Source organism: Cellulomonas pasadenensis, from assembly GCF_047229365.1.
GTDB lineage: Bacteria > Actinomycetota > Actinomycetes > Actinomycetales > Cellulomonadaceae > Cellulomonas.
This window is the reverse complement of record NZ_JBFTEP010000128.1, coordinates 1-10,080: the sequence shown is the minus strand read 5'-3', so window position 1 is coordinate 10,080 and position 10,080 is coordinate 1. Positions and strand designations below refer to the sequence as shown.

8 protein-coding genes are annotated in these 10,080 nt (G+C 77.6%); 4 read left to right on the top strand and 4 right to left on the bottom strand.

Annotated features, from left to right (window positions below; translation table 11 throughout):
• On the top strand, positions 1–898 hold an 898-nt coding region (locus tag AB6N23_RS15005; protein ID WP_412866816.1), incomplete at its 5' end, for a hypothetical protein.
• Here the strand turns inward: AB6N23_RS15005 and AB6N23_RS15000 are convergent.
• Both AB6N23_RS15000 and AB6N23_RS14995 read right to left on the bottom strand, forming a co-directional pair.
• Complete coding sequence (locus AB6N23_RS15000; RefSeq protein ID WP_412866815.1) at positions 874–1,545, bottom strand: anaerobic ribonucleoside-triphosphate reductase activating protein; 672 nt, start codon at positions 1,543–1,545, stop codon at positions 874–876. The two genes, AB6N23_RS15005 and AB6N23_RS15000, sit on opposite strands and share 25 nt — an antisense overlap.
• Positions 1,542–3,383: a ribonucleoside triphosphate reductase gene (locus AB6N23_RS14995; protein WP_412866814.1), complete on the bottom strand. Its 1,842-nt coding sequence runs from the start codon at positions 3,381–3,383 to the stop codon at positions 1,542–1,544. Before AB6N23_RS14995 ends, AB6N23_RS15000 begins: the two co-directional genes overlap by 4 nt.
• 285 nt (positions 3,384–3,668) lie before the next feature.
• Between AB6N23_RS14995 and AB6N23_RS14990 the strand changes: the two genes are divergently transcribed.
• Both AB6N23_RS14990 and AB6N23_RS14985 read left to right on the top strand, forming a co-directional pair.
• On the top strand, positions 3,669–3,947 hold the full coding sequence (locus tag AB6N23_RS14990; protein WP_412866813.1) for a hypothetical protein: 279 nt from the start codon (positions 3,669–3,671) through the stop codon (positions 3,945–3,947).
• 115 nt (positions 3,948–4,062) lie between these two features.
• A complete protein-coding gene (locus AB6N23_RS14985) occupies positions 4,063–4,380 on the top strand; it encodes a hypothetical protein (RefSeq protein WP_412866812.1) in 318 nt (105 codons plus the stop codon).
• A gap of 40 nt (positions 4,381–4,420) precedes the next feature.
• Here AB6N23_RS14985 and AB6N23_RS14980 read toward each other — a convergent pair whose 3' ends face one another.
• On the bottom strand, positions 4,421–6,256 hold the full coding sequence (locus AB6N23_RS14980) for a 5-oxoprolinase subunit B/C family protein (RefSeq protein WP_412866811.1): 1,836 nt from the start codon (positions 6,254–6,256) through the stop codon (positions 4,421–4,423).
• Positions 6,246–7,049, bottom strand: coding sequence for a LamB/YcsF family protein (locus AB6N23_RS14975; RefSeq protein WP_412866810.1), 804 nt, complete (start codon positions 7,047–7,049; stop codon positions 6,246–6,248). The genes AB6N23_RS14980 and AB6N23_RS14975 overlap by 11 nt, the downstream gene beginning before the upstream one ends.
• Positions 7,050–7,129: 80 nt before the next feature.
• Here AB6N23_RS14975 and AB6N23_RS14970 point away from each other — a divergent pair, with 80 nt between their 5' ends.
• Positions 7,130–9,709: a DEAD/DEAH box helicase gene (locus AB6N23_RS14970; protein WP_412866809.1), complete on the top strand. Its 2,580-nt coding sequence runs from the start codon at positions 7,130–7,132 to the stop codon at positions 9,707–9,709.
• Positions 9,710–10,080: the final 371 nt, after the last annotated feature.

Sequence of the window (10,080 nt, the reverse complement as noted above, 5' to 3'; positions counted from 1 at the left end):
CCCCCCCCCCCCCCGCCCGCCGGCCCCCCGGGGGGGGTTTAGTTGCTGGGGGGGTGGGTTTTTTTTTATACGACACCGCGTGGGGCGGGGGCTGCAGGCGTCCGTGGTCGCGTCGCGGCCCGACGCGCCGCTGGGCACGTGCGGCTCGTCGCTCGCCGACGTGCGGCCCGACCAGGACTCCGACGTCCTGCTGCGGGTCTTCCCCGCCGGCTCGACGGGCGTGGGCGGCGGGCCCGCCGGCAGCGACCTCGGCACGTGGGCGGGCGACGTCGTCGCCGTCGAGGTGGAGGAGCAGGTCACGCCCGGCGACGGCCGTGCGCCCGCGGAGGCGGAGCTCGACGTCGTCGTGACCGACGGCGACGTCGTCGTCAGCACCGTGCGGACGTCGGTCGACCAGCTCGTGGACTACTCGACGGGTGCGGGGCAGGGTGCCGCGTCCGCGGCGCGCGCGTGGGTCGCGGGCGGCGTCGAGGTCCCGCTCGAGGCCTGCGACTCGGGCGACCGGCTGCCCGCCGGGCCCTACACGGCGTGGACGGTGCGGACGCCCGACGGCGGCACGCCGGAGCTCACCGGGCCGTGGCCCATCGACGTCGCGCCCGCGCCGCGCGAGGTCGGCGACCTGCCGCAGGACTTCCCGCGCGACCTGCCGGTGGTCGGCGACCGCATCGTCTCGGTCGGGCCGCACGGCGCGGGCTGGGGCATCGAGGTCGCCGCGCAGGGCGAGGACCGGGCCGCGGTCGCCGCGATCACCCTCCTCGACGCCGGCGCCGTCGGGCGGTCCGTCAACCTCGGCGACGACGTGCTCCGGACGCCGTCGGGGTGGGACGTCGTCGTGCACGCGTCCACGACCCCCGACGGCGAGGAGTCGATCGTCTACGTCGTGCAGCCCGCCCGCTGACGGCGCGCCGCGAGCGCGGCCCGGTACGCGGCGGTCGTGCCGTCCGGGCGCGCCCGCTGCAGCACGTGGTCCCGCACGCCGAGGTCCGCGAGCACCGCGGTGAGCTCCGCGACGTCCGCGTCGGTGAGGACCGTCGGGTCGACCGTCGTCCGCACCTGCACGTCGACGCCGCTCGCGAGCACCGTGCGCAGCGCGGCGAACGCCCGGTCGGCGCTCGCCGTGCCGGCGCCGGTGCGCGTGATCGCGCGGTACAGGCGCGCCGGCGCCTTGACGTCGAAGCCGACCCAGTCGACGTGCGGCAGCAGCGCCGGCAGCCGCGCCGGGTACGCCCCCGACGTGTGCAGCCCGACCCCGAACCCCGCCGCGCGGACCTCGCGTGCCGCCGCGACGACGCCCGCCTGGCGGGTCGGCTCGCCGCCGGACAGCACGACGCCGTCGAGCAGCCCCCGCCGGCGGGCCAGCAGGTCGCGCACGTCCTGCCACGGCACCGTCCCCGGGGTGCGCGGGTCGAGGATCGCGCTGTTGTGGCAGTACGTGCAGCGCCACGGGCACCCCTGCAGGAAGACGGTCGCGACGAGGCGGCCGGGCCAGTCGACGGTCGACAGCCGCGTCAGCCCGGCGACCGCGAGCGTGTCGGCCGTCGTCACCGGGCCCCCGCCGCGGCCGGCTCGCGGAACGGCACGCGCTCGGCGTGCTCGCCCTGCTTGCCCACGTTGAACGAGCTGACGGGCCGGTGGTAGCCCATGACGCGCGTCCACACCTCGCACGTCGTCTCGACGTCGTCCTCGGCGCACGTCGGGCACCGCGGGTGCTCCCCCGCCAGGTAGCCGTGGCGGGGGCAGATCGAGAACGTCGGCGTCACCGTCAGGTAGGGCAGGCGGAACGTGCCGAGCGCGCGCCGGACCAGCTCCTTGCACGCCTGCGCGGAGGAGAGCCGCTCCGGCATGTACAGGTGCAGGACGGTGCCGCCGGTGTACCGCGTCTGCAGCTCGTCCTGGCGCTCGAGCGCCTCGAACGGGTCGTCCGTGAAGCCCACGGGCAGCTGCGAGGAGTTGGTGTAGTACGGGTGGTCGTCGGTGCCCGCCTGGAGGATGCCGGGGAAGCGCGCGCGGTCCTCCTTGGCGAAGCGGTACGTGGTGCCCTCGGCGGGCGTCGCCTCGAGGTTGTAGAGGTGGCCGGTCTCCTCCTGGAACTCGACCATGCGGCCGCGCACGTGGTCGAGCAGGCGCAGCGCCATCGCGTGCCCGCGCGGGTCGGTGATGTCGTAGGCGTCGCCCGCGAAGTTGCGGACCATCTCGTTGACGCCGTTGACGCCGATCGTCGAGAAGTGGCTCTCGAGGCTGCCGAGGTAGCGGCGCGTGTACGGGAACAGGCCCTCGTCGACCAGGCGCTGGACGGTGCTGCGCTTGAGCTCGAGCGACGTGCGCGCCAGCTCGAGCAGCCGGTCGAGGTCCGCCAGCAGCGCGTCCTCGTCGCCGGCGTGCAGGAAGCCCAGGCGCGCGCAGTTGACCGTCACGACGCCGATCGAGCCGGTCTGCTCCGCCGACCCGAACAGGCCGTTGCCCCGCTTGAGCAGCTCCCGCAGGTCGAGCTGGAGGCGGCAGCACATCGACCGGACGTCGCCGGGCTTCATCTCGGAGTTGAGGAAGTTCTGGAAGTACGGCAGGCCGTACTTCGCCGTCATCGCGAACAGGCGCTCCGCGTTCTCGGAGTCCCAGTCGAAGTCGGGGGTGATGTTGTACGTCGGGATCGGGAACGTGAAGACGCGACCCGACGCGTCGCCCTCCGTCATCACCTCCATGTACGCGCGGTTGAGGAGGTCCATCTCCGGCTGCAGTTCGCCGTACGTGAAGTCGCACGGCTCGTCCGCGACGACCGGGACCTGGTCGCGCAGGTCGTCCGGGCACACCCAGTCGAACGTCAGGTTCGTGAACGGCGTCTGCGTGCCCCACCGCGAGGGCACGTTGAGGTTGTGGACCAGCTCCTGCACGCCCTGGCGCACCTGGTCGTACGTCAGGCCGTCGAGGCGCACGTACGGCGCGAGGTAGGTGTCGAACCCGCTGAACGCCTGCGCGCCCGCCCACTCGTTCTGCATCGTGCCGAGGAAGTTGACGACCTGGCCGACGGCCGCGCTGAAGTGCCGCGGCGGGCGGGCGTCCACCTTGCCGGGCACGCCGTTGAGCCCCTCCTGCAGCAGCGTGCGCAGCGACCAGCCGGCGCAGTAGCCCGACAGCATGTCGAGGTCGTGGACGTGCAGGTCGGCCTCGCGGTGCGCCCGGCCGACCTCCGGCGGGTACACGTGGCTGAGCCAGTAGTTGGCCACCACCTTGCCGGCCGTGTTGAGGATGAGCCCGCCCAGCGAGTAGCCCTGGTTGGCGTTGGCGTTGACGCGCCAGTCGCTGCGGTCGAGGTACTCGTCGATCGACGAGCCGACCTCGACGACGGGGTGGGCGTGCGCGACGGGGACGGGCGCCGGGTGGGACATGCGTGCTCCTGGGGGGTCGGCGGGACCGGTCGGGATCGGTCGGGGTCGGCCGGGATCCGGTCGGGTCCGACCAGTCCAGCGCACGACCACTACATGTGGGCGCGAGTCGAGCGGCGCGCCCCACATGATGTGGCTCGGACGGGTCGTCCCCGGCTCGGGACCGGGACGTTCGTCCCGGCGCGCCCCGCCCGGACGGGCGCTGCCCCCCTCGCGGCGGGGCCCGCTACCGTGACGGCACGTGCCCGCAGCGCCGGCGAGGACGCCGGCCCAGCCCGGAGGTCCCCCGTGCCGCCACGCCTGTCCTCGCGCTCGCTCCTCCTGGCGGGCGTCGGCCTGCTCGTCGCCGCGCTGCTCGTCGGCGTCCTCACCACGCTCCTGGTGCCCGCGCTGCCCGGGTCACCGGTCGGCCACGTCGCGTTCTCGGTGACGTCGTGGCTGCAGCAGGTCGCCCTGCTCGTGGGCGCCGCGCTGGTCGCCGTCGCGTTCGCCGTGCGTGCGCTGTCGCCCGCCGACGACCCGCGCGCGACGGGTCCCGCCCAGCCCGCGGGACGGGACTGGAACTGACGCGGGCCGAGCGCGCATCCGGGTGACCGGCGGCCGGTCCGCCCCGACCCGTCGGCCCGCGTCGGTACCGTCCGGGGACCGCCGGCACGAGGCCGGCCCGACCCCGGGGGACCACGTGCCGCTCCGCCTCTCGCCCCTCGGCCTCCTGCTCCGCGGGATCGCCCTGCTCGTCGTCGCGGTAGTGCTCGACGTCCTCCTCCTGGACCTCGTCACCGCCCGCGCGGCGTCGCTGTGGGGTCCGCTCGACGACTACCTCCGGTGGGCGGCGGCGGCGGCGCTCCTGCGGCTGCCGACGGTCCTGCAGCTCGTCGGGGCCGGTCTCGTCGCGGGGGCGTTCGTCGTCCGGGCGCTGCAGCCGGCCCCCGCGGGGGTCGTCCCCGTGGCCGGCGCGGAGGCCGCGCGCACCGACGCGGCGCCGGGCGGCACCGCGTAGGACGGGGGCGGGCAGGCGACGCCGGTCGTGGCGGCCGTGCTCAGCCGGCCCCCGGCACGCGCACGAGCCGCACCCGGTCGCCCGGACGCAGCTGGGCGGCGCGGGCCCGTCCCGCGCGGGTCAGCACCGCGACCACCGGGTAGCCGCCGGTGACGGGGTGGTCGGGGCCGAAGATGACGGGACGGCCGTCGTGGGGCACCTGCACCGCGCCCGCGACCAGCCCCTCGGACGGCAGCTCGCCGGTTCCCGCGAGCGTCAGCGGCGGCCCGTCGAGGCGGACGGCGACGCGGTTGCTCGCCGGGCTGACCGTCCAGGCCGTCGACCAGAGCGCGTCACGGCCCGTGTCGGCGAGGCGGTCGAGGCGGGGGCCGTCGTGCGCCGGGAGGTCGACGACGGCGTCCGGGGCGCCCGCGGGGTGCGGCGTGCCGACGGCGCGCCGCCCGCCGGGCACGTCCGGCGTGCCCGGCGCGTACCACGGGGCGGCCGCGCCCAGGTCAGCGACGGGGACGACGGCAGCCGGGACGACGGCCGTGAGCGGGTCGGGCGGGACGGGCAGCCCGTCGAACGCCGTGCCGTACGGCAGCACGTCGCCGGGCTGCAGCGGCGCCGGGCCCAGCCCGGAAAGCTGGTCGTGCGCCCGCGAGCCGAGCACGGCGACGGCGTCGATCCCGCCGCGCACGGCGACCCACGTCCGCAGGCCGGCGGCGGGCACCGCGAGGGCGAGCGTCGACCCGGCCGGCGCGCGCACGGGGGCGCCGTGCGGCACGGGCCGGCCATCGAGCGCCGCTGCCGCCGGCGCTCCCGACAGCGCGACGGCGGTGGTCGCCGCGAACGTGACGACGAGCCCGCCGTGCAGGACCTCGAGGACCGCCGCGTCCGCCGCGTTGCCGACGAGCCGGTTCGCGGCGCGCGCCGCGTCGGGGTCCGCGGCACCGCTGCGCGGCACGCCCACGTCGGCGAGGCCCGGCCGGCCGAGGTCCTGCACGAGTGCGAGCGGACCCGTCGCCACGACCGTGAGCGCACGCGTCGGGCCGTCGTCGGCGGGCGGGACGTCGTCCGGAGGCGGTCCCGGGTCGGGGGGCGGTCCCGGGTCGGGGGGCGGTCCCGGGTCGGGAGGCGGGGCCGAGTCAGGAGGCGGGGCCGAGTCGGCGGACGGGGTGGCGTCGGCGCGGCCGGGTGCGGCCCGTCGCACCCCGGGCGGGGCGGCCGGCACGAAGCGCACGGCGTCGCCCGGGGCGAGCAGCGCCGCGCCGGACCGCCCGCGGTCGGCGTCGAACATGCGCGCCGTCGTCGTGCCGATGAGCCGCCAGCCGCCCGGCGTCGCCGCCGGGTAGACCGCCGTGAACTCGCCCGCGACGGCGACGGCCCCGGCGGGCACGCGCGTGCGCGGCGAGTCGCGGCGCGGCACGTGCAGCGCGGGGTCGAGCCCCACCACGTAGGCGAAGCCCGGCATGAAGCCCCCGAAGGCGACCCGGTACCCGTCCGGCCCGCCGGCCAGGTGCCGCGCGACGACCTCCGCCACGGAGCGTCCGGTCAGCGCGGCGACCTCGTCGAGGTCCGGGCCGTCGTGCACGACCGGGATGTCGACCACGCGTCCCGGCCGACCGCCGTCCGCCCGGCCGCGGTCCAGCGCGTCCACGGCGACGGCGCGCACGGTGCGCGACCAGTCCGCCCGCGTGCGGGCGCGCCCGCGCACGAGCACCGTGCGCGCGGCCGGGACGACGTCCACCACGCCGTCGGACGGCGTCGCGCGCAGCGCCGCGTCGACGACCCGGACGGCCGCCAGGTCGGCGAGCTCGAGCAGGACGCCGTCCTCCCCGTAGGGCACGACGCGTACCCGGGCGTCGGCCGCGGGCGCGTCGCGGTCAGCGGTCATCGGCGCTGGGGACGGGGCCGACGACCGGGGCGACGAAGGGACGCACCTCGACGCCGACGCCCGCGAGCGCGGACCGCACCGCGCGGGCGAGGGTCACCGCGCCCGGCGTGTCCGAGTGCACGCACAAGGAGGCGGGCCGCAGGGTGACCGGCGTGCCGTCGACGGCCGTCACGACACCCTCGACGGCCATGCGCACCGCGCGCTCGGCCGCCTCTGCGGGGTCGGTGACGAGCGCACCGGGACGGTCGCGGGGCACGAGGGTGCCGTCGGGGGCGTACCCGCGGTCGACGAACGCCTCGACGACGGTCAGCAGGCCGGCGCGCGCCGCGAGCTCCAGGACGCGGGAGCCGGGCAGGCCCAGGACGGCGAGGGCCGGGTCGACGGCGAGGACCGCGTCCACGACGGCGCCCGCCTGCGCCTCGTCGTGCACCACGGCGTTGTACAGCGCGCCGTGCGGCTTCACGTGCGTGACGCGTGCCCCGACCGCGCGGGCGACCGCCACGAGCCCGCCGACCTGGTGGACCACCTGGGTGCGCAGCACGTCGGCCGGCACGTCGAGGCGTCGCCGTCCGAAGCCCTCGCGGTCGTCGTAGGACGGGTGCGCACCCACCGCGACGCCACGGACGACGGCGGCGGCGCACGTCGCGGCCATCGTGACGGCGTCGCCCCCGTGGTATCCGGTGGCGACGTTGGCGCTCGACACCAGGTCGAGCAGCGCGTCGTCCGCCGGGGGCTCGAGCCGCCAGGGGCCGTCGCCCTCGCCGAGGTCCGCGTTGAGGTCGATGACGGTCACGTGCCGATCCTGCCCGGCGGCGGCCCGGCCGGGCGAGCGCGGCCCCCGGGTGCGCCCGCCACCGGTGGGAGGATGGTGCGGTGGGTCCCGGCGAGCTGCTCGACGTGCTGCTCGCCGGCGGTCGCCGCGCCGAGCGGGCGACGCACGTGCGCCACCTGCCCGCCCGCGAGGGTGTCCGGGCCGACTGGCCCGCGTGGGCGGACGCCGACCTCGTCCGCGGGTACCGGTCGCTCGGCGTCGAGCGCCCGTGGGCGCACCAGGTCGAGGCGGCGGAGTCCGTCCGCTCCGGCCGGCACACCGTGCTCGCGACGTCCACGGGCTCCGGGAAGTCGCTCGCGTTCTGGCTGCCCGCGCTCTCCGCGGTGCGCGCCGGCGCGGCGGGCACCGTGCTCGACCCCGGGCGCATCGAGTCCGCGCGCCGCCGGCCCACCGTCCTGTACCTGAGCCCGACGAAGGCGCTCGCCGCCGACCAGCTCGCCGGCCTGCACCGCCTGCTGCAGGCCGCCGGCACGACGGACGTCCGCGTGGCGACGTGCGACGGCGACACCGGCCGGGACGAGCGCCGCTGGGTGCGCGAGCACGCCGACGTCGTGCTGACCAACCCGGACTTCCTGCACTTCGCGCTGCTGCCGCAGCACCGGACGTGGGCGCGCGTCCTGTCCTCGCTCGCCTACGTCGTGGTCGACGAGTGCCACGCGTTCCGCGGCGTGTTCGGCGCGCACGTGGGCCTCGTGCTGCGCCGCCTGCGCCGGCTCGCGGCCGCGTACGGGGCGTCCCCGACGGTCGTCATGGCGTCGGCGACGACCGCCGACCCGGCCGCGAGCGCCGGCCGCCTGCTGGGCGTCGACCCGTCCGAGGTACACGCCGTCACGGCCGACGCCTCGCCGGCGGGCCGCAAGACCGTGGTGCTGTGGCAGCCGCCGGAGCTGCCCGGGTCCGACGGCCCGTGGGCGTCCCTGCTGCCGGCCGACGACCCGTGGGCCACCGTGCTGACGGTCCCCGCCCCGGACCCCACGACGGACCCTCCCGTCCCCGAGCCCGGGGGTGTGCCCGGCCCGCCCGAGCCCGGCCCCGACGTCGACGGCGCCACCCCGGCGCCGGGCCCCGGTGAGGGCACGGGTCCGCTCGGCACGGGCGAGCAGCTCGTCGCGGTGCCGCAGGACCGTCCGCGCCGGACCGCGACGGCCGAGGTGGCGGAGCTGCTGGCGGACCTCGTGACCGCCGGCGCGCGCACCCTCGCGTTCACGCGCTCGCGCCGCGGGGCGGAGTCGGTCGCGACGACGACGCGGGCGCACCTCGCCGAGGTCGACGCCACGCTGCCGTCGCTCGTGTCGTCGTACCGCGGCGGGTACCTGCCGGAGGAGCGCCGTGCGCTCGAGCAGGCGATCCGGTCGGGCCACCTGCGGGCGCTGGCGACGACGAACGCGCTCGAGCTGGGCGTCGACATCTCGGGCCTCGACGCGGTGCTCATCGCCGGCTGGCCGGGGACGCGCGTGTCCCTGTGGCAGCAGGCGGGCCGTGCCGGGCGCGCCGGGGCGGACGGGCTCGTCGTCCTGGTGGCGCGCGAGGACCCGCTCGACACGTTCCTCGTGCACCACCCCGAGGCGGCGCTGGACGCCCCCGTCGAGGCGACGGTGTTCGACCCGCAGAACCCGTACGTGCTGGCGCCGCACCTGTGCGCGGCCGCCGCCGAGCAGCCCCTGCGGGCCGACGAGCTCGACCTCTTCGGCCCGCGCGCCGCCGAGCTCCTCGCCGAGCTCACCGAGCGCGGCATCCTGCGTCGTCGGCCGTCCGGCTGGTACTGGACGCACGCGGAGCCGGCGAGCCGCATGACGGACCTGCGCGGTGCCGGCGGGCAGCCGGTGCGGGTCGTCGAGACCGCGACCGGGCGCCTGCTCGGCACGGTCGACGCCGCGTCCGCGGACGCCACCGTCCATCCCGGGGCCGTGTACGTGCACCTCGGCGCGACGTTCGTCGTCGACGAGCTGCACCTCGAGGACGGCGTCGCGCTGGCGACGCGGCGGGACGTCGACTTCGGCACGTGGGCGCGCTGGGTGAGCTCGACGGAGATCGTGGAGGTCCAGCGGGAGATCGCGTGGGGCCCCGTCACGTGGTCGTTCGGCCAGGTCGACGTGACCACGCAGGTGCTCGGCTACCAGCGCAAGCGGCTGCCCGACCTCCAGGTCCTGTCGTCCCACGAGCTCGACCTGCCACCCCGCACGCTGCGCACGGCCGCGGTGTGGTGGACGGCGCCGCCGGAGGTGCTGGCGGAGGCGGGCGTCACCCTCGAGGTCGCGCCGGGCGCGCTGCACGCGGCGGAGCACGCCTCGATCGGCCTCCTCCCCCTGCTCGCCACGTGCGACCGCTGGGACCTCGGCGGCCTGTCGACCGTCGTGCACGCCGACACGGGCGTCGCGACGGTGTTCGTGCACGACGGGCACCCCGGCGGCGCCGGTTTCGCCGAGCGTGGCTTCGAGCTCGGCGCGACCTGGTTGCGGGCCACGCGCGACGCCGTCGCGGCGTGCCCGTGCGGCACCGGCTGCCCGGCGTGCGTGCAGTCGCCGAAGTGCGGCAACGGCAACGAGCCGCTCGACAAGGCGGGGGCGGTGCGCCTGCTCACCACGGTCCTCGGGCACGCGCCGCAGCCGGCGGACGGCTGACGGCCGGCGGACGGCTGGCGACCGGCCGACGGCGGACGGACGGCGGACGGCGGGCGACCGGCCGACGGCGGACGGCTGACGGAGGGCTGACGGCGGACGGCCGTCCTGACGTCGACGGCCCGCGCGCTCGCGTCCTCGGGCGCCGGTGGGCCCTGGTCCGGTACGGCGGTCACGCACGGACGGTGTCCGTCGTCGGCCCTCCGCCCGTCGGGCGGCGAGCGGCCCCGCCCGGGCGTCGTCCGTGGCGCCGCCCACGACCGCGTCGACGCGGACGCGCACCGTGACCGAGCCGTCGGGCGCGCGCACGCACCGCACGAGCACGCCGCCGTTGCGCCGGGCCGCCTCGGCGGCGACCGCGCACGGGTCGGCGC